Source organism: Microbacterium hominis NBRC 15708 (assembly GCF_001592125.1).
Classification (GTDB): Bacteria; Actinomycetota; Actinomycetes; order Actinomycetales; family Microbacteriaceae; genus Microbacterium; species Microbacterium hominis.
Genome location: NZ_BCWI01000019.1, coordinates 24,972 through 44,023 on the forward strand (window position 1 = coordinate 24,972; position 19,052 = coordinate 44,023).

The 19,052-nt window shown below is 72.8% G+C and carries 15 protein-coding genes; 2 read left to right on the plus strand and 13 right to left on the minus strand.

Annotated features, from left to right (window positions below; all coding sequences use genetic code 11):
• Positions 1 to 23: 23 nt before the first annotated feature.
• Positions 24 to 749, plus strand: coding sequence for a glutamine amidotransferase-related protein (locus MHO01S_RS13405; protein ID WP_060958367.1), 726 nt, complete (start codon positions 24 to 26; stop codon positions 747 to 749).
• Between the two features lie 13 nt (positions 750 to 762).
• On the opposite strand, the gene MHO01S_RS13410 is transcribed toward MHO01S_RS13405, so the two are convergent.
• On the minus strand, positions 763 to 1,590 hold the full coding sequence (locus MHO01S_RS13410) for a TspO/MBR family protein (RefSeq protein ID WP_061782439.1): 828 nt from the start codon (positions 1,588 to 1,590) through the stop codon (positions 763 to 765).
• A 96-nt stretch (positions 1,591 to 1,686) separates the two neighbouring features.
• Entirely contained in the window at positions 1,687 to 3,420 is a 1,734-nt protein-coding gene (gene treZ, locus MHO01S_RS13415) for a malto-oligosyltrehalose trehalohydrolase (protein ID WP_061782440.1), read from the minus strand.
• A gap of 82 nt (positions 3,421 to 3,502) precedes the next feature.
• Between treZ and MHO01S_RS13420 the strand changes: the two genes are divergently transcribed.
• Positions 3,503 to 4,330, plus strand: coding sequence for a DUF4344 domain-containing metallopeptidase (locus MHO01S_RS13420; protein WP_061782441.1), 828 nt, complete (start codon positions 3,503 to 3,505; stop codon positions 4,328 to 4,330).
• 70 nt (positions 4,331 to 4,400) lie between these two features.
• Here the strand turns inward: MHO01S_RS13420 and MHO01S_RS13425 are convergent, their stop codons facing one another.
• From MHO01S_RS13425 to glgX, 11 genes are all read right to left on the minus strand, one after another.
• Positions 4,401 to 5,618, minus strand: a complete 1,218-nt coding sequence (locus MHO01S_RS13425) for an amidohydrolase (RefSeq protein ID WP_061782442.1) — start codon at positions 5,616 to 5,618, stop codon at positions 4,401 to 4,403.
• Positions 5,615 to 6,262: a VOC family protein gene (locus tag MHO01S_RS13430; protein ID WP_060958363.1), complete on the minus strand. Its 648-nt coding sequence runs from the start codon at positions 6,260 to 6,262 to the stop codon at positions 5,615 to 5,617. Before MHO01S_RS13430 ends, MHO01S_RS13425 begins: the two co-directional genes overlap by 4 nt.
• Before the next feature lie 28 nt (positions 6,263 to 6,290).
• A complete protein-coding gene (locus MHO01S_RS13435) occupies positions 6,291 to 6,914 on the minus strand; it encodes an alkylhydroperoxidase domain protein (protein WP_061782443.1) in 624 nt (207 codons plus the stop codon).
• 1 nt (position 6,915) lies between these two features.
• Positions 6,916 to 7,548: a CMD domain protein gene (locus tag MHO01S_RS13440; RefSeq protein ID WP_061782444.1), complete on the minus strand. Its 633-nt coding sequence runs from the start codon at positions 7,546 to 7,548 to the stop codon at positions 6,916 to 6,918.
• Entirely contained in the window at positions 7,545 to 8,621 is a 1,077-nt protein-coding gene (locus tag MHO01S_RS13445; protein ID WP_061782445.1) for a putative FMN-dependent luciferase-like monooxygenase, read from the minus strand. The genes MHO01S_RS13440 and MHO01S_RS13445 overlap by 4 nt, the downstream gene beginning before the upstream one ends.
• On the minus strand, positions 8,618 to 10,300 hold the full coding sequence (locus tag MHO01S_RS13450) for a dipeptide ABC transporter ATP-binding protein (RefSeq protein WP_061782446.1): 1,683 nt from the start codon (positions 10,298 to 10,300) through the stop codon (positions 8,618 to 8,620). The genes MHO01S_RS13445 and MHO01S_RS13450 overlap by 4 nt, the downstream gene beginning before the upstream one ends.
• Positions 10,297 to 11,193, minus strand: a complete 897-nt coding sequence (locus MHO01S_RS13455) for an ABC transporter permease (RefSeq protein WP_061782447.1) — start codon at positions 11,191 to 11,193, stop codon at positions 10,297 to 10,299. The genes MHO01S_RS13450 and MHO01S_RS13455 overlap by 4 nt, the downstream gene beginning before the upstream one ends.
• Positions 11,190 to 12,239, minus strand: coding sequence for an ABC transporter permease (locus MHO01S_RS13460; protein ID WP_060958357.1), 1,050 nt, complete (start codon positions 12,237 to 12,239; stop codon positions 11,190 to 11,192). The genes MHO01S_RS13455 and MHO01S_RS13460 overlap by 4 nt, the downstream gene beginning before the upstream one ends.
• A 34-nt stretch (positions 12,240 to 12,273) precedes the next feature.
• Positions 12,274 to 13,929 (minus strand): TIGR04028 family ABC transporter substrate-binding protein, encoded by a 1,656-nt coding sequence (locus MHO01S_RS13465; RefSeq protein WP_060958402.1) that lies wholly within the window; start codon positions 13,927 to 13,929, stop codon positions 12,274 to 12,276.
• A 275-nt stretch (positions 13,930 to 14,204) separates the two neighbouring features.
• Positions 14,205 to 16,706, minus strand: coding sequence for a malto-oligosyltrehalose synthase (gene treY / locus MHO01S_RS13470; RefSeq protein WP_061782448.1), 2,502 nt, complete (start codon positions 16,704 to 16,706; stop codon positions 14,205 to 14,207).
• Between the two features lie 2 nt (positions 16,707 to 16,708).
• A complete protein-coding gene (gene glgX / locus MHO01S_RS13475) occupies positions 16,709 to 18,919 on the minus strand; it encodes a glycogen debranching protein GlgX (protein WP_060960641.1) in 2,211 nt (736 codons plus the stop codon).
• Positions 18,920 to 19,052: the final 133 nt, after the last annotated feature.

A 19,052-nucleotide genomic window follows, 5' to 3' on the forward strand; every position in this document is an offset into this window, starting at 1 on the left:
GCATCGCCGCCTAGACTCTCCGCATGGCTCCGCTCGTCTACGTGTGCGCGCGCCCCCAGCAGGGCGCGGCGGCCGCCGAGTACGAATCGTTCCGTCTCGCCATGCACCTCGACGAGGGCGATCTGCAACGGTGGGACCTCGTGCGCGACCCGTGGCCGGCCGATGCCGCCGTCCGGTGGCGCGGCGCCGTCGTCGGGGGAAGCCCGTTCAACGTGACCGACCCCGAATCGGCGAAGACCGCGGCGCAGCGACGTCTCGAAGCCGACCTGGCGCGGCTGGCGGAGGCGGCGGCGGCCGGGGAGACCGCGGCCCTCTTCACGTGTTACGGCATCGGCGTCGCGACCCGCACACTCGGCGGGGAGGTCACGCGTGCCTACCCCGAAGACACCGGACCGACGGTCGTGAACCTGACGGACGAGGCACGCCGCGACAGCCTGTTCGGCGCCCTCGCGCCCACCTTCTCGGCGCTGACCGCGCACAAGGAGGGAACGGGGCGGATGCCGGAGGGTGCGGTGCTGCTCGCGACCAACGAGGCCTGCCCCGTGCAGGCCTATCGCCTGGGCGACACGCTCTACGCGACCCAGTTCCACCCCGAGCCCACCGGTCGCGCCTTCACGGAGCGCATGGCGGTCTACCGCGACGACGGCTATTTCGCGGCCCACGACTACGACCGCATCGCCGGGCTGGTGCTCGCCGCCACGCTCACCGAGCCGATGCGCATCCTCCGCGCCTTCTCGCAGACGTTCTGACGCGCGACCCTCGTCAGTCCCCGATGGTCGCGGCGACCGCGCGCCGGCGACCTGCCGCCGCGATCGCCGAGACCAGCACGACGCCGGCCACGACGAAGGCCGCCGTCGCGACCGCGGGGGCGTGCGGCTCGCCGCTCGTGCGCGCGATCCCGATCCACACGAGGCCCCACGACATCGCGAGCGCCGGGGCGATGCCTCCGCCCGATCCGAACGCGACCGCGACACCGACGAGGGCGACGACCACCAGGACGATCACGCCCCACAGCTGCTGACTGTCGGCATCCATCGCGGGCACGACGTCCGCGGCCAGCCAGGCCGTGATGTTGGCGACCGTCGCGAGGCTCACCCAGCCGAGGTGGATGCCGACGGTGCCGTCCATGAGCAGTCGATCGGCCCACGTCTCCGCAGGCGTCCGCACGAGAGACCGCAGCGTCGCCCCCAGGGCGACGAGGAGCACGATGATCGCGATCACCGTGGCCGGCAGCGTGAGGAACTGCGCCGCGAGGAGCCAGCCGCCGTTGAGGACGGCGGTGATCGCGATCCACCACCCCGCGCGCCGCTGGCGCTCCCGCCCACGCTGTGCGGGCAGGGCCTGCCAGACGGCGTAGGCGACCATGAGGACGTAGACGACGGACCAGATCGAGAACGCCGGCGTCGCCGGCGCGAGCACGGTCGCATCGGCATCCAGTGCGCCGCCCTGCAGGTCGCGGACGTTCGTGCCGCCGAACAGTCCGGTCCCCACCATCGCGGCGATGATCATGAAGACCACCGCGGAGATGACGACGATCTGACGCGCGAGGTCGGCGCCCGTGGGGCTCTGCGTGCCGCGAGAAGTGTCCATGCCATTCACGGTATGGAGGGATGCCGCCGTGCGCCAGGCCCTTGACAGGCACCGCGACGGCGCCCGGCGCACCGGCGATCAGCGAGACACCGGCGGTCAGCGAGACACGGGGCCGACGATCGCGGCGGTGTCCGCCGGGAGCGCGAGGGCACCGGCGTCCGCAGCGCCCGCGGGGGCGCCGGACGTGGCGAGCCACACCTCGCGCCCGTCGAGGTCGATGATCCACGGCTCGGGCGAGAGGTTGACGTAGACGGCCGCGGTGTCGCGGCGGAGCACCCACCGTCCGGGACCGGCGCTCTCGGCCCCGTGCCCGCGGCGATCCGGGTCGGTCAGCTCGGGACGGGCTCGCCGCAGCCGCGACAGCGCCCGGTACAGCTCCAGCAGTCGCGCGTGCACGCCGGCGCCGGGCTCCGCCCAGTCCAGCTTCGACCGCTCGAACGTCGCGGGATCGTTCGGGTCGGGCACGAGCGCCTCGTCCCAGCCCATCCGCGCGAACTCCGCCGTGCGGCCCTCGCGGGTCGCGGCGGCGAGCTCGGGCTCGGGATGCGAGGTGAAGAACTGCCAGGGCGTCGAGGCCCCCCACTCCTCCCCCATGAACAGCATCGGCGTGCCGGGGGCGGTCATCGTCAGCACCGCCGCCACCTCGAGGCGCTCCGCCGACAGCGACTGGCTGAGCCGGTCGCCGGCGGCGCGGTTGCCGATCTGGTCGTGATCCTGCGCGAAGGTCACCAGGCGCCATGACGGCACCGCGGCGGGGATCGGCGCCCCCCAGTCGCGGTCCCGGAACGAGGAGAACGTGCCGTCGTGGTAAAAGCCGTCGGTCCACGTCTTCGGCAGCGCCTGCGGGTCGGCGAAGTCGGCGTAGTACCCCTCCGTCTCCCCGGTGAGGGCGACGTGCACCGCGTGATGCCAGTCATCGACCCACTGCGCGGTGAGCCCGTAGCCGCCGGCCTCGCGCGGAAGGATCATCACCGGGTCGTTGAGGTCGCTCTCCGCGATGAGCGTCAGCGACCGGCCGAGGTGGGCCGACAGCGCGTCGACCCGCTCGGCGATCTCCCGCAGGATGTGCACGGGGCTTGCGGCCGACTCGTGCAGGGCGTGCACGGCGTCCAGGCGCAGACCGTCGACGTGCATGTCCCCGAGCCACATCAGCGCGTTGTCGATGATGTGGTCGCGCACCGCGCGCTGGTCGAGATCGACGCTCGATCCCCACGTCGTGCTCTGCCCGTCACGCAGGTACGGCCCGAACTCGGGCAGGTAGTTTCCCGAGGGGCCGAGGTGGTTGTAGACGACGTCCTGCACGACCGCGAGGCCCGCCGCGTGCGCCGCGTCGACGAAGCGGCGGTACGCCTCCGGCCCGCCGTAGTCCTCCTGCACCGTGTACCAGAGCACGCCGTCGTAGCCCCAGTTGTGCGTGCCGTTGAAGCCGTTCACCGGCAGCAGCTCGACGTGCGTGACGCCCAGGTCGACGAGGTGCGGCAGGCGCCCGATCGCGGCATCCAGCGTGCCCTCGTGTGTGAACGTGCCGACGTGCAGCTCGTAGACGAGTCCCCCGGCGAGCTGACGCCCGGTCCAGGCCGCATCGGTCCAGGCGAAGGATGCCGGGTCGTCCCAGGCCGAGAGCTCGTGCACGCCCCGCGGCTGACGCCGCGAGCGCGGGTCGGGGCGCACGGCGCCGTCGTCGAGCACGAAACCGTACTCGTCGCCGGACGCCAGCGTCAGCGGAGCCGTCCACCAGCCGGCCTCCCCCGCGGTCAGCTCGACGTCGTCGAGCCCCGGTCGCCGCAGTCGCACCCGCGCCGCGCGCGGCGCCCACACCTCGATCGTCATGCGACCATCCTGCCGGTCGCGACGAGATCGCCGTGACCCCTTGACCTCGCCCCACGAGCGGTCCTCTGCGAGGATGCTCCCCGTGCGCCCTCGCCTCCTCTCCCGCCGCGCCCGCATCGTGAGTGTCCTCGCCGCCGCGACGGCCCTGCTGGCCGGATGCACGGCGCCGGACCCCGACGCCGCGGCGAGCGGGGCATCGTCCGTCGGCCACGTCGTCGTCGACTACGCGGCGACGACGACACCGGAGAACGAGACCGAACGACGCCTCTTGCAGGACGCCGGGCTCCTCGAAGCCTTCGCCGCGTGGATGGAGGAGACGGTGCGCCTGCCGAAGGACATCACCCTCGTCGCGAAGGAGTGCCAGGACGCCAACGCGTTCTACACGGCGCAGGACTCGACGATCACCGTGTGCTACGAACTGCCCGCGAGCGAGCGCGTCTCACTGCGCGCCGACGGCACCGCCGACGCGGACATCGACACGCAGCTGCTCGAGAGCGCTCGCGAGGTCCTCTTCCACGAGGGCGGCCACGCCCTGCTGGCCGAGCTGGACCTCGCATTCACGGGCCGGGAGGAGGACGTGGCCGACCAGTTCTCCGTCTACGCGCTCACCGGCACCGAGGCCGACACCGACTCGCTGATCACGGTGGCAAAGCTCTACTACCTGCGGGCGCAGGCGGTCACCACCATCGACGAGCTCCCGTTCTCCGACACGCACGGACTCGACGCGCAGAGGTCGGCGAACTTCCTCTGCTACGTCTACGGGGCCGCCCCGGACCGCTACGACTACCTCGTCACCGACGGCGTCCTCGACGGCGACCGCGCCGCCGGGTGTCCGGAGGAGTACGCCCAGCTGACCGCGGGCTGGAACGCCCTGCTCGCGCCGTTCCGGACCACCTCCGCGACCTCCTGACTCCGACACCGGGCCCCGCACCGCGGGGCCCGGTGTCGTCGCTTCGCCTGTCCGTATCCGCGCAGCGCGCTCAGTCCGCCCAGCGGGAGGGGCCGCCGGATGCCGCGAACTCCGCCGCCGCCGCGGCGCGCAGCTCGGGGTCGGCCGCGTAGGCGACGGCCGTCGCGGCGAGGGCGGCCGCGGCATCCACGAGCGCGTCGGTCGCGGCCGGCAGCACCGTGAGGTCGGCGAAGGCCGCGTTGTGCGGGAAAACGTCGTCGGGTCCGCCGAGGCCGAGCGACGGGTGGATCGACGGCACGAGCCGGCTGACGTTTCCCATGTCGGTCGACGGTCCGCCCTGCGGCGGCTCGGCCGGCGGCGGGACCTCGTGCCCGCGTGCGGCGAACGCATCAACCCAACGCGAGGTCAGGGCGGTGTTCGTCTGCAGCGGCAGGTACGGCGGGACCGGGTCGACGTCGATCTCGGCGCGCGTTCCCGTGGCGAGCGCAGCACCCTCCAGCACCGCGACGACGCGGTCGGTCAGCTCGCGGAGCGCGGCGACGTCGGCCGACCGCACGTAGAACAGCGCCGAGGCGCGTTCGGGCACGATGTTGGGCGCGGCGCCGCCGTCGGTGATGATGCCGTGGAGGCGGTCGGTCGGCAGGATGTGCTGGCGCAGTTGCGCGATGCTCTGGTACGCCGTCACGACGCCGTCGAGCGCGTTGCGGCCGAGCCACGGCGCCCCCGCGGCGTGCGCGGCGCGGCCGTGATAGGTCACGGCGACCCGCCGCACCCCGGTGGTGCGCTGGCCGAGCACCGAGCTGGTGCCCGATCCGCTCGAGGGGTGCACCATGCCCGCGGCATCGACGTCGTCGAAGCCGCCGGCGCGGATGATGAGCTCCTTGCCGCCGCCGTTCTCCTCGGCGGGGGTGCCGATGAGCGACAACCGCCCGCCGAGGCCGGCGACCACCGGCGCCGCCGCGAGGTACGCGCCCACGGCGACGGCCGCGATCACGTTGTGCCCGCAGGCGTGGCCGATGCCCGGCAGGGCGTCGTACTCGGCGATGATCGCGAAGTGCGGGCCGGATGCCGCGCCCGCCGCGGCCGTACTCGCGCGCAGGGCGGTGTCGAGGCCGAAGGCGCCGACCTCGACATCCACACCGTGTGCCGCCAGCAGCGACGCGATGCGGGCGACCGACGCGTGCTCCTCGAAGCCGATCTCGGGCTCGTCGTAGAGCTCGCGCGCGAGCCGCTCCAGCTCGGGGCGGAGCCGCTCGACGGCGTCCGCGATCTCCGCGTCGGCGCTCACAGCTCGACGAGCTCGCCGTCGGCGCGGCGCAGCGTGAGCCGGAATCCCGACTCCTCGCCCGCCACGACCTCCGCGACGCCGTCGCCCAGGCCGTACGCGCCCAGGATCGCCTGCAGCGGCGCCGGGTCGGGCTCGGTGCGCACGAGCGAGACCAGCTCGATGGTGGGGATGTCGCTGAGGCCCGGCTGCGGGGTCGTGCCCCAGTCGATGAGGAACGGCACGTCGATGCGACGGTTCTCCCCGCGGGTGAGCCGCCACTCCAGCAGCGTTCCGTCGGGCGTGCGCCGCGAGAGGTCGCTGACGTCACCCGGGTCGTAGCCACCGGCGCGGGCGGTGGCGACCGTCGCCTCGATGTCGGACGGGTGCACCGCGTAGGCCTGCACGCGGGGCGCGGCGAGGGTGGCGATGCCGAAGGTCTCCGGCAGTTCCGGCTCGGGTCGCGCCGGGTTCGGGCCGATCAGCTCGATGTACTGCGGGCCGCGGCTGCCGTCGACGGTGAGCGCGACGAGCGCGTTAGCGGTGCCGGTCGGGTGCGCGCCGCCGGGCGCGGCGACGACACCGGTGCGCTCGGCGAACCAGTCGACCAGGGCGGCCAGGTCGGGGCCGGCGATGACGACGTGGTCGAGAAGGGTGGGGATGCTCATGGATGTCCTCGCTATCGGGGTGGAACGTCTATCGGGTCGCGGCGCGTCGCGCGGGCACTTCGGGCTCGCCGAGCGACAGCATGAGGCGGTTCGCCCAGTTGAAGAACGCGGCGCCGCCGATGACGTCGACGATCTCGGCGTCGTCGAGGCCCGCATCCCGCAGGCGCGCGATGTCGGCCTCGCCGAACGCGAGCGGGGTGTCGGCGAGCGCCACGGATGCCGCGACCACCGCGTTCCACGTCTCGTCGCCGAGGTCGGCCTCCACGCCCTCGTCGAGCAGGCGCTGCACGTCGGCCTCGCGACCGGACTCGCGGGTGGCGGAGGCGGCGTGCACGGAGGCGCAGAAGACGCAGCCGTTGTGACGCGAGGTGGCCGCGGCGGCCAGCTCCCGCTCGGCGCGCCCGATGCCGCCCGAGACGTTGTAGAAGATGTCGAGGTCGGTGAGCGTGCGGGCGCGCAGCGCCTCGGGGTCGCGTGCGAGCAGCCGGAAGTACGGCATCTTCGCGCGCGCGGGCTCGATGAGCGCGTCGCGCTGCGCGTCGGTCAGCTCGTCCTCGGCCACCGGCAGCAGCCACGGCACCCAGCCGAGCCCCTGCTGCGTGAAGGCGTCGGGACGGGCGAGGTCGGGGTACGTGGTGACGGTGTCGGTCATGTCAGGCTCCTTCGGACACGGCGGCGGCGGGAACGGCGACGGAGGCCGCGGCGAGCGTGCGCAGCCCCCACGCGACCCGCAACTGGAACGTGAGGAACGCGACGAGCTGCGACAGCGACACGATGTCGTCGGGGCTCCACCCGGCATCCACAAGGGCCTGGATCGCCTCGGCGCGGGCCTCGCGCGGGCGGAAGACGAGCAGGTGCGTGTGCGTGAAGGCGGCCGCCAGTCGCGTCTGGAGCGCCTCCGCGGTCGCCGCGTCGGGTGTCCAGCGCGCGCCGTCGGTGGACTCCCCCTGCAGACGCGGCTCGCGGTAGGCGCCGAACGGCCCGGTCGCGGCGGCGGAGGCCGCGGCCGCCGCGACGACGGAGGTCAGCGCGGGGGCCTCGTCGCCGAGGAGATCGCCGTAGAACGCCGTCGCCTCGGCGAACCCGTGCAGCTGCGAGACGAAGGAGGCCACCGCGTACCGCTCGGCGAGCGGGAAGGTGCCCGGGTCGGCGGGCTCGAGGAGCGCCTCGAAGCTGCGCTGCGCGTTCTCCCGCGCCTGCGCGCGCTGATCGCGCACGGCGGCGAGCGCATCGCCCGGCGCGATGCCGGCCAGCAGGTCGATGATGTCGGCGGTGGGCGTGCTCATGCGATTCCTTCCGTGGGGGTGCCGGCGAGGGCGAGCGGCCGGTGCGCGCGATGGAGGTCGGCGGCGGCGTCGGGGCCGACGGTGAAGCCGAGGCGCGGAGCGACCTCGTCGGCGAGCAGCTGCAGCGAGCGGAGCGTGAGATCGTGGGTCGCCGCGATCGAGTGCACCTGGAACGAGACGTCGCTGGCCGCCGGCAGCGTCCGGTCGGCCGACAGCGACGCCACGACCTCGTCAACCGTGCCCACATGGGTGTCGGTGATCCGGATGAGCTCGTCGAGCGAGACCCCGTCGGTGTCGATGCCGAACATCGTGCGGGCGAGGTGGCGCAGGCCGTCGCCGGCCAGTTCGAGGGCGCGCGTGCGGTCCTCGGGATCGACGACGAGCGCGGTCCGCGACGCGAGGATGCGCACGGGCGCACCCTCGGGCAGGGCGGCGCGGTACGCCTCGATGATCGGCAGCTGCAGCTCGTGCAGCGGCGCGTCGGGAGCCTCCGGCGTGCGCGGCTGCGTGCGCGACAGCAGCAGGCCGTCGCCCCGCTCGCCCGCGCGGCGGCCGCCGTCGACCGAGAAGGTCGCCTGCCAGATGCGCGCCGACAGGTCGCCCGCGGCGGGGTAGATGTGCGAGTCGGTGCCGCGGACGCCGCGGCCCTCGAGTGCGTCGAGGAGCACGTCGAGGTGGTCGGCGAAGATCTCCCGCCGCCGGTCGGACTCCCGCCCGAACGCCGCGAACGACGACGGCGTGCCGCCGGTGGCCAGACCCAGCTGCACGCGCCCGCCGCTCAGCTGATCGAGCACGGTGGCGTCCTCCGCGACCCGCAACGGGTCGTCGAGGGGCAGCGTGACGACACCGGTCGCCAGCGCGATGCGGCTCGTGCGCTCCGCCGCGGCGGCCAGCAGCACGAACGGCGAGGGCAGCCCGCCCTCGTGCTCGCCGAAGTGGTGCTGCGCGACCCAGGCCGACGCGAACCCGCTGCGCTCGGCCTGGGCGATCTGCTCGATCGCGAACCGGTAGCGGTCGGCGGCGGACGCCTCTTCGAGCACGCGGCTGAAGAAGCCGAGACGGGGGCCGCTCATGCGGGTACCTCTTCCTTGCGGGGGGCGGTCGGGTCGGGGGGCGTCGCCGTCTCCTCGCGCAGCGATGCGCCCGGGATCGCGGCGAGCAGCTCGCGGGTGTACTCGTGCTGCGGACGGTCGAAGACGGTCGCGGCGGCGCCGTGCTCGACCTGGCGGCCGCGGCGCAGCACCGAGACGGTGTCGGCGATCTGGCGGACGACGGCGAGGTCGTGCGAGATGAACACGTAGGTGAGGCCGAGCTCGCTCTGCAGCCGCGCGAGCAGCCGCAGGATCTGCGCCTGCACCGTCACGTCGAGCGCCGAGACCGCCTCGTCGAGCACGACCAGCTCGGGTTCGACGATCAGCGCCCGGGCGATCGCGACGCGCTGGCGCTGCCCTCCGGAGAGCTCCCGCGGATGCCGCGCCCCGATCTCGGGCGCGAGCGCGACGAGCTCGAGGTGGTGCGCCACGCGGTCGGCGCGGTCGGCGCGGGAGCCGATGCCGAAGTTGCGCAGGGGCTCGGCGAGGATGTCGGCGATGCTCTGGCGCGGATCGAGCGACGCGTACGGGTTCTGGTACACGAGCTGGGTGCTGCGGTGGAACGCGCGCCGCGCGCGCCCGCCCGACAGCGCCGTGACCTCCGTGCCGCCGACGCGGATGGTCCCGCGCGTCGGGCTGTTGAAGCCCGCGATCGAGCGCCCCGTGGTGGTCTTGCCCGAGCCCGACTCCCCGACGAGCGCGTGGGTCGTGCCGCGGGCGACGGTGAACGACACGTCGTCGACCGCCCGCAGCGGCGAGCGTCCCGCGCGGCGGAACTCCTGCGTGAGCGCGGAGACCTCCACGAGCGTGTCCGCGCCGGCCGCGGCATCCGGGGCGACCCGGTCGACGACGCGCGCGAGCGACGGCGCGTCGGCGAGGAGGGTGCGGGTGTACGCGGATGCGGGCGCCGCGAGGACCGCGGCCGTCGCTCCGGCCTCCTGCACCTGACCGGCGCGCATCACCACGAGCGCATCCGAACGATCGGCCGCGACGGCGAGGTCGTGCGTGATGAAGAGGATGCCGGTGCCCGTCTCTGCCCGGAGCTCGTCGAGCAGGTCGAGGACCGTCCGCTGCACCGTCACGTCGAGCGCGCTGGTGGGCTCGTCGGCGATGATCAGCTCGGGCTGCAGCGCGAGAGCCGCCGCGATGAGGACGCGCTGGCGCATCCCGCCCGACAGCTCGTGCGGGTACTGGCGCGCGCGGGTCTCGGGGTCGTCGATGCCGACGCGCTCGAGCAGGTCGATCACGCGCGTCTGGATCTTGGCGCGGTCCTTCCAGCCGTGGATGCGCAGCGCCTCCGCGACGCTCCAGCCGATCGTCGCGACCGGGTTCAGCGAGTTGCCCGGGTCCTGCGGGATGAGCGCGATGCAGCGTCCGCGCAGGTGCCGCCACCGCCGCTCCGACAGTCCCACGAGCTCGGTGGGTCCGTCCGTGCGCTCGGACAGGCGGATGCTGCCGCCGGCCACGCGGCCGTTCCCGGCCAGGAGGCCGATGACCGCCTGCGCCACGGTGGTCTTGCCCGAGCCCGACTCGCCGACGAGCGCCGTGACCGACCCCGCCTCGACATCGAACGAGACACCGCGCACGGCGTCGACGGGGCCCCGGCGGGTGCGGTACTGCACGGCCAGGTCGCGGATGGACAGCAGCGGCTGCGCGCTCACGCGGCATCCCCTCCTCTGAGGGCCTGGCTGAGGCGGTTGGTGGCCAGCACGACGAACACGACGATGAGACCGGGAAGCACGGTCAGCCACCAGGCCGTCGCGACGTAGTTGCGCCCCTCGGCGATGAGCAGACCCCACTCGGGCGTGGGCGGCGGAGCGCCGTAGCCGAGGAAGCCGAGGGTGGAGATCTGCAGGATCGCCGAGCCGAACTGCAGAGCGGCCAGGGCGATCACCGGGGTCAGCGAGTTGGGGAGGATGTGCCGCCAGAGCACGCCGAAGAAGGTGCCGCCGGAGCCGTAGGCGGCCTCGACGAAATCGGTGACGCGCACGCTGACAACGCGGGAGCGCGCGAGACGCGCGAACACGGCGATCGACGTCACACCGACCGCCACCGCGGCGCTGGTGGTGCCGAAGCCGAGCAGGATGACCACGCTCAACGACAGCAGCAGGGCCGGGATCGCGAGGAGCACGTCGACCACGCGCATGAGCACCTCGTCGACGGGCCCGCCGAGGGCGCCGGCCGCCAGTCCGATGGCCGTTCCCACGATGAGTCCGACGAGCACGGCGACGAGCGCGCCGATGATCGACTGCGACGCGCCGTAGACGACGCGGGCGTAGAGGTCGCGGCCCGTGGCGTCGGTGCCGAACCAGTGCTCGGCGCTCGGCGCCTGCAGCGCGGGCGCGACGGTCTCCGTCGGGTTCTGGCTCGTGAACAGGCTCGGGAACAGCGCCCACAGCAGGGCGACGACGATCACGAGGGCCGGGACGACGAAGCCGGCGCGCGAGAGGAGGCTCCGCCAGCGGAGGCGGCGATCGGCGGCGGGAGCGCCGGGGCCGGAGCCGCCGGGTGCCGTGTCGCCGGCGAGGCCGGCGGTGGTGGCGAGCGCGGTCATCGGGTCTCTCCTCGGGTTGCGGCGCCGACCGGTTCGCCGACCTCGGCATCCAGGCGCTCGTCGACGGCGCGCTCCGCGGCATCCGTCTCATCGGCCGCGCTCGCGCCGCCGCGGGTGCGGCCGGCGGTGCGCAGCCGCGCGTCGAGCACGGGGTAGAGCAGATCGACGATCAGGTTGATGACGACGAAGGCGACGGTGGAGATCACGACCACGGCCAGCAGCACCGGGGTGTCGCGGTTCGCGACGGCCTGGGCGGTGAGCTGGCCGATGCCGGCCCGCGCGAACACCGTCTCGGTGACGACGGCGCCGCCGACGAGCTCGCCGAACAGCAGACCCGCCATCGTGAGCGTCGGCAGGAGGGCATTGCGGGCGACGTTGCGCCACAGCAACCACGGCGTGCTCGCGCCGCGGGCGCGGACGACCGCGACGAACGGCTGCTCGCGCACCTCGTCGATCGAGCGCATGAGCACCTGCGCCAGCGGAGCGGCGATCGGGATCGCGAGCGTGATCACGGGCAGGATGAGCGCCTGCACCGGGTCGGCCCCGATCACCGGGACGAGCCCCAGGCGGAACGAGAAGACCTGGATCAGGATGATGCCGATCCAGAAGACCGGCAGCGAGACGAACAGCGGGGGGATGCTGCGGAAGACGCGCCGCAGGGCCCGCCCGGCGCCGTACGTCGCGGTGAACGCGATCGTCACCGCCAGGAAGACCGCGAGCGCGAGGCCGAGCACGGCCAGCGTGAGCGTCGGCGGCAACGCGGTGGCGACCAGGTCGGAGACGGCCGCGCCGCTGGCCACCGAGTAGCCGAAGTCTCCCGTCAGGAAGCCCGCGATCGAGCGGAAGTACTGGACGATGAGCGGCTGATCGGCACCCAGCGACTGGCGGATCGCCTCGATCTGCTCGGGGGTGAGCCCCAGCTCGGGGCTCCCGTACCGGGCGATGACGGCATCGCCCGGGAGGGCCGCCAGCAGCAGATAGGCCGCCGTGTAGGCCAGAGCGAGGACGAGCACCGCCTGGCCCACACGACGAAGGACGTACGACATGGATTCTCCGTGAACCGGTCCGGGAACCGGGTTCTCAGCCTGCGAGCCAGGTCGAGTAGAACGTCGGGCGACCGACCGACTCCGTCTCGAAGCCCTGCACCTTGGCGGTCAGGCCGAACACCTGCGGCTCCTCGAAGATCGGCAGGATGTACGCGTTCTCGGCGAGGTACTTCTGCGCCGCCTCGGACGCCGCCTGACGCTCGGCCGTCGTGGGCTCGGACGCGATCGCCTGCAGCAGCGTGTCGAGCTCCGGGTCGCCGACGGTGCCGTCGGCCGGGTTGAGGTTGAGCAGCGTGTTGCGGTTCTTGGAGAAGTACTGCGACTTCAGCACATCGAAGTCCGCGCGGCCGACCATCGAGTGGTACACCTGGATCGTGCTCTGATCGGTCGACGCCTTGGTCTGCGCGGCCATGTCGCCCGCGAACAGCGACACCTGGATGCCGAGCTTGCCCAGCTGCTCCTGGATGAGGGTCACGACCTCCTTGGAGCGCGGCTGCGGCAGCGCCTCGTTGAAGGAGAGCGTCAGCTTCTCGCCGTCCTTCGCGCGGATGCCGTCGGAGCCGAGCGTCCAGCCGGCCTCGTCGAGCAGGGTGGCCGCTTTCTCCGGGTCGTACGTGTAGTACGACGAGGTGTCGACGTAGCCGAGGGCGGTCGTGGCGAGCGCACCGGTGGCGAGGGGGTAGTTCTTCGTGAACAGGGTGTCGACGATCTTCTGACGGTCGATGCCGGCGATGATCGCCTGGCGCACCCGCACGTCGGCCAGACGCGGCTCGCGGAAGCGGAAGCTCAGGCCGTTGTTGACGCCGTTGGTCGCGGCGGCGTGCAGCGACAGGCCGCCGGCCGCGAACTGGGCCTCGTCGGGTGCGGGGATGTTGCGGGCGATGTCGGCCTGGCCGGCGACGACCGTGCCGACGCGCACGCTGTTCTCGGCGGCGACGACGTAGTCGATGCCGTCGAGGTAGGCGGCGCCCTGGTGCTTCAGCGACGGCGGCGCCCAGTTGTAGTCCTTGCGCGCGGTCACGCTGGTCTGCGTGCCGATCTGCTCGTCGGAGATGACGAACGGGCCGCTGCCGATGATCTTGGTGGCGTTGCCGGGGCCGAACTGCTCGCTCGTGCGGTCGAGCGTCGCGTCGGAGAGCAGCCCCGAGTTGATGGTCGAGACGGCCTGGGCGAATCCGGGCGACGGCGCCGTGAAGTGGAAGACGACCGTGTGCTCGCCGGTGACCTCACCGTGGTCGTAGTTGTTGATCGCCTCGGACACGGTCAGGGCGCGACCCTTGTCGCCCTTGCCGTAGAGGTCGATGTTCTTGACGACGTTGGCCGCGGTCAGCGGCGTGCCGTCGGAGTAGGTGACGTCGGTGCGCAGATCGAACGTGTACTCGGTCGCGTCGTCGTTGACCTTGTAGTCGGTCGCGATCCACGGCTCGAGCTCGAGCGTCTCGGGGTTCTGGTAGAGCAGACGGTCGGTGATGTTGTTGACGATGCCGCCGTTGGGGTAGAAGCCCGCGGACGGCGGATACAGCGTCGTCCAGGTCTGCGGCTCGAGGTAGGTCAGGGTGCCGCCGGTCTTCGGCTCGCCGCTGCCGTCCGAGGCGGACGGAGCGGAGGCGCCGGAGGCGCAGCCGGCGAGGAGGGCGACCACGGCGACGGTGGATGCCGCCGCGAGGGCCGTGCGGGTGAATCGGGACATGGTGGTCTCCTGGGATGCGCCGGATGGCGCTGCGGTGTTCGGGATGATCCAGCCCACCATGCGACCCGAGGGCGGAGCCAGTCGCCGGTCACGGGGCGTAAGCGTTCGTCACGAAACGTCATACGCGCTGCGTTTCGACTCGCTGCGCTCGCTCAACGACCGGCGGGAGCGACCCTCCGCGCTCGCTCGACGACCGGCGCCCGCCTCAGCCCCGGTCGTTGAGCGAGCGGCGCAGCCGCGAGTCGAAACGCCCCGGCCCCGTCCGCGTCGAGCGGTCAGTCGGCCGCGACCAGCAGCGCGACCGGCAGGTCGGCGAGCACGGCGGCCAGGGGCGCGGCCCCGCCGGCGAGCTCGCGGCCCGTGAACGCATCGCGCCAGCGCCCCGCGGGCAGCAGCACCGCGGTGTCGCCCCAGCCGCCGCGCGCCGCGAGCCCGACGGGCAGACGCGTCGCCACCGCGATCGCACCGCCCCGGTCGAACGCGACGGCGTGCGCGGATGCCGCGCCGACGACGGGCAGCGGCGTGTACCGCGTGAACAGGTCGGGCCGGTCGCGGCGCAGCCGCAGGGTCCGCGACACGACGAGGAGCTTGGCGCCGCCGGTGCCGTCGAGCGGCGGCATCCACCCGTCGTCGAGCCGTGCGAGCAGCGCGCGGCGGCCGGCGAAGTCGACGGGGCGGCGGTTGTCGGGGTCGACGAGCGAGAGGTCCCACAGCTCCGTGCCCTGGTAGACGTCGGGCACGCCGGGTCCGGCCAGCTGCAGCAGCTTCGCCGACAGGGAGTTCGATCGGCCCGCCTCCACCACCTCGGCGACGAGCGCCTCGACCGTCGGCCGCGCGGACGCGAACGCGGCATCCACGATCCCGTGGACCCGCGCCTCGAAGGCCTCGTCGGGGTCCGTCCAGCTCGTACCCACCCCGCCCTCGCGGGCCGCCTTCTCGGCGTAGCCGTGCAGGCGCTCGGGCAGGGCGGGGTCGTCCGACCACGCGCCGATCACCGCCTGCCACAGGAGCGCATCGAGGGGGCCGTCGCCGGTGGACGCCGCCGCACGGAGCGCGTCCAGCGCCTCGGCCCAGCGACCGGGGATCTCCGCGAGCACCGAGAGGCGCGCCCGCACGTCCTCGGAGCGCTTCGTGTCGTGCGTCGTCAGGGCCGTCAGGGTGTGCGGCCACGAGGCCTGGCGACGCGCGAACGCGGCGTGGAGTCCGGCGACGTCGAGCGCGAACAGCGACGGATCGCCGCCGACCTCGGTGAGCGACGTCAGCCGCGTGTACCGGTAGAACGCGCGGTCCTCCACGCCCTTGGCGGTCACCGGGCCGGTGGTCTGCATGAAGCGCCGCGACAGCTCGGCGTCCGCATCGGCGACGACCTCCGCCAGCGCGACGAGGGCATCGGCGAGGTCGGGCCGGCGCGCGGATGCCGTGGCCACGGCATCCGCCAGCAGCTCGCGGCCGGCCGGGAGGTACGCGCGGTAGACGGGGAAGGCGGCGAGCAGCTCCGCGAACGCGTCACGCGCACGGGCGTCGCCGAGGTCGGCGCGCACGGCGTCCGGCAGGCAGCGGATGAGGCGACCGACCTCGGCGGCCTGCGACGTGTCGGCGATCTCGCGTTTGGTGCCGCCGATCATGTCGTGCCAGTCCCCCGGCCCGCCGCGCAAGCGCTCGTCGAGCGCGGTCAGCGCCGGCGCACCGGCGGGGTCGACGAGCACCCGGTCGATCTCGCCGAGGGCGTCGTAGCCGGTGGTGCCGTCGGTGGCCCACCAGCCGGGCAGCTCCTCCCCCGGCTCGAGGATCTTCTCGACGTAGACGGGGATGCGCTTCGACGCGGCGCTGCGCGCCTCGCTCAACGACCGGGAAGCATCCTCCTCCCCCGCCGAGCGGGAAGCGCCCACGTGCCGGTCGTCGAGCGCGCGCAGCGCATCGGAGCGCGCCTCCCGCGCGTCCGCGACCGCCGCGGCGAGCGCGTCGAGGTAGCCGCCCGGATCGGCGAGGCCGTCGGGGTGGTCGATGCGCAGCCCGTCGACGAGCCCCTCGCGCACCCACCGCAGGATCTCCTCGTGCGACGCGGCGAAGACCTCGGGAAGCTCCACCCGTACGCCCGCGAGCGAGGTGACGGTGAAGAAGCGCCGGTAGTTCAGCTCCTCGGCATCCCGCCGCCACGACGTCACCCGCCAGTGCTGCCGCTCCAGCACGTCGCGCACCGCGAGGCGGTCGGTCGTCGCGTGCAGCGGCGCGGTGCCGGGGGCCAGCGGCAGCACGAGCTCGTAGTAGCGCGCCGTGCCGAAACCGTCGTCGTCGCCTGCCGGCGGTGCCACCTCGATCTCGCCGCGACCGAGCACCTCGTCGAGCGTCCCGCCGAGCACCGGCAGCACGACGCGCTCGGCGCCGTGCTCCCAGTCGATGTCGAACGCGGCCGCGTGCGCCGAGCGGCGCCCGTGGGTGAGCACGTCCCACCACCACGGGTTCTCGGTCGGGTCGGCGACGCCCTGATGGTTCGGCACGATGTCCACGAGGATGCCGAGACCGGCGTCACGTGCCGCCGCGACGAAACGCGACAGCCCGCCCGGACCGCCGCGGTCGGCGTCCACGCGCGTGGGGTCGACGACGTCGTAGCCGTGGTCGGAGCCGGCCGCCGCCTGCAGGATCGGTGACAGGTAGGCCCACTCGACGCCGAGGTCGCGCAGATAGCCGGTGACGGTGGCCGCGGCATCCAGGTCGAACGACGCCCGCACCTGGAGGCGGTAGGTCGAGGCGGGGCGGGGCGCCGTGGCATCCGACATGATCAGTGCGGCAGCTCGGCCTGCGGCGCGGGAGAGCGGACGATGTCGATCGGCACCGTGAGGGCGGCGAGCGACGCGGCGACCGAATGGTCGACGTCGGGCTTCTCCTCCTGATAGTCGCGCAGGACGATCAGCGAGCGCCCCGCCAGCTCGATGGCCTCTCCGCCGTCGCGCGGGTACGTGTCGGTGAGCTGGCCGGTCGTGTCGACCACGATCTCCCACTTCGGGCTGAACTCGGCGCGCGGGATCGTGAACTCGAGCCCTTCGTCACCCGCGTTGAACAGGATGAAGAAGTGGCGGTCCTCGATCTGCTCGCCGCGACGGTCGCGCTCACGGATGCCGGCGCCGTTGAGGAACACGCCGACGGCGCGCCCGAAGCCCGACTCCCAGTCCTCCGGTTGCATCTCGGTGCCGTCGGGACGCAGCCACGCGATGTCCGGCAGCGGAGCCCCCTCTTCGCGGCGGACGGGGCGCCCGTCGAAGAAGCGGCTGCGCCGGAAGGTCGGGTGCTCGCGGCGCAGGCGCGCGAGCGCCGCCGTGAACTCGACCAGCGGCTGATCGACGTGGCTCCAGTCGATCCACGTGATCTCGTTGTCCTGCGCGTAGCCGTTGTTGTTGCCGCCCTGCGTGCGTCCGAGCTCGTCGCCGTGCGAGATCATCGGCACGCCCTGGCTCAGCAGCAGGGTCGCGAGGAAGTTGCGCTGCTGGCGGGCGCGCAGCGTGAGAACGCCCTGGTCGTCGGTGGGGCCCTCGACGCCGCAGTTCCAGGACCGGTTGTGCGATTCGCCGTCGTTGTTGTCCTCGCCGTTGGCCTCGTTGTGCTTCTCGTTGTACGACACGAGGTCGCGGAGCGTGAAGCCGTCGTGGGCGGTGACGAAGTTGATGGATGCCACGGGTCGCCGCCCCGAGTTCTCGTAGAGGTCCGCCGAGCCGGTCAGGCGCGACGCGAACTCGCCGAGGGTGGCCGGCTCGCCGCGCCACAGGTCGCGGACGGTGTCGCGGTACTTGCCGTTCCACTCCGTCCACTGCGGCGGGAAGTTGCCCACCTGGTAGCCACCGGGGCCGATGTCCCACGGCTCGGCGATGAGCTTGACCTGCGAGATCACCGGATCCTGCTGCACGATCTCGAAGAAGGCCGCGAGCCGGTCGACCTCGTAGAACTCGCGGGCGAGGGTCGCGGCGAGGTCGAACCGGAAGCCGTCGACGTGCATCTCGAGCACCCAGTAGCGCAGCGAGTCCATGATCAGCTGCAGCGTGTGCGGGTTGCCCACGTTCATGCTGTTGCCGGTGCCGGTGTAGTCGGTGTAGTACCGCTTGTCGTCGGCCTCGAGGCGGTAATACGCCTCGTTGTCGATGCCGCGCATGGAGAGGGTCGGGCCCAGGTGGTTGCCCTCCGCGGTGTGGTTGTAGACCACGTCGAGGATGACCTCGATGCCGACGGCGTGCAGCGCCTTCACCATGCTCTTGAACTCCTGCACCTGCTGGCCGCGCTGGCCGGTCGAGGCGTAGGTGTTCTGCGGGGCGAGGAAGGCGATCGTGTTGTAGCCCCAGTAGTTGCTGAGACCCTTCTCCTGCAGCGTGGAGTCGTTGACGAACTGGTGCACCGGCATGAGCTCGATGGCCGTGACGCCGATGTGCTTGAGGTGCTCGATGATCGCCGGGTGCGCGATCGCGCTGTAGGTGCCGCGGATCTCCTCGGGGATCTCCGGGTGCAGCTCGGTGAGGCCCTTCACGTGGGCCTCGTAGATGACGGTCTCGGCATACGGCGTCTTCGGCTGCCGGTCGCCGGCCCAGTCGAAGAACGGGTTGACGACGACGCCCTTCATCATCGCGTGCGCCGAATCCTCGTCGTTGCGGGAGTCGGGGTCGCCGAAGTCGTAGCCGAACACCTCCTGGCCCCACTGCACCTGACCCTCGACGGCCTTCGCGTAGGGGTCGAGCAGCAGCTTGTTCGGGTTGAAGCGCTGGCCGTTCGCCGGGTCGTTCGGCCCGTGGACGCGGTAGCCGTAGCGCTGGCCCGGCTGCACGGTCGGCAGGTAGACGTGCCAGACGAACGCGTCGACGTCGCGCATCTCGATGCGCGTCTCCTTGCCCCGGTCACCGAACAGGCAGAGCTCGACCCGCTCCGCGCCCTCGCTGAAGAGAGCGAAGTTGGTTCCGCTGCCGTCGAAGGTCGCCCCGAGCGGGTACGCGGATCCTGGCCATGACTGCATGTGCGACTCCCTGTTCGATGACATCGCTCGGTGACATCGCTGCCACACCGTGACGAGACCGCCCCGTGACGAGATCAGCCTAGGGGGCGGATCCTCGCACCGGGGTGTCGGGCGGTGGGTCTGGACGGGGGCT

Coding starts and splice junctions, on each gene's coding strand:
- MHO01S_RS13405 (WP_060958367.1), top strand. CDS start 24: ATGGCTCCGCTCGTCTACGTGTGCGCGCGCCCCCAGCAGGGCGCGGCG.
- MHO01S_RS13410 (WP_061782439.1), bottom strand. CDS start 1,590: ATGGACACTTCTCGCGGCACGCAGAGCCCCACGGGCGCCGACCTCGCG.
- treZ (WP_061782440.1), bottom strand. CDS start 3,420: ATGACGATCGAGGTGTGGGCGCCGCGCGCGGCGCGGGTGCGACTGCGG.
- MHO01S_RS13430 (WP_060958363.1), bottom strand. CDS start 6,262: ATGAGCATCCCCACCCTTCTCGACCACGTCGTCATCGCCGGCCCCGAC.
- MHO01S_RS13435 (WP_061782443.1), bottom strand. CDS start 6,914: ATGACCGACACCGTCACCACGTACCCCGACCTCGCCCGTCCCGACGCC.
- MHO01S_RS13440 (WP_061782444.1), bottom strand. CDS start 7,548: ATGAGCACGCCCACCGCCGACATCATCGACCTGCTGGCCGGCATCGCG.
- MHO01S_RS13445 (WP_061782445.1), bottom strand. CDS start 8,621: ATGAGCGGCCCCCGTCTCGGCTTCTTCAGCCGCGTGCTCGAAGAGGCG.
- MHO01S_RS13455 (WP_061782447.1), bottom strand. CDS start 11,193: ATGACCGCGCTCGCCACCACCGCCGGCCTCGCCGGCGACACGGCACCC.
- MHO01S_RS13460 (WP_060958357.1), bottom strand. CDS start 12,239: ATGTCGTACGTCCTTCGTCGTGTGGGCCAGGCGGTGCTCGTCCTCGCT.
- MHO01S_RS13465 (WP_060958402.1), bottom strand. CDS start 13,929: ATGTCCCGATTCACCCGCACGGCCCTCGCGGCGGCATCCACCGTCGCC.
- treY (WP_061782448.1), bottom strand. CDS start 16,706: ATGTCGGATGCCACGGCGCCCCGCCCCGCCTCGACCTACCGCCTCCAG.
- glgX (WP_060960641.1), bottom strand. CDS start 18,919: ATGCAGTCATGGCCAGGATCCGCGTACCCGCTCGGGGCGACCTTCGAC.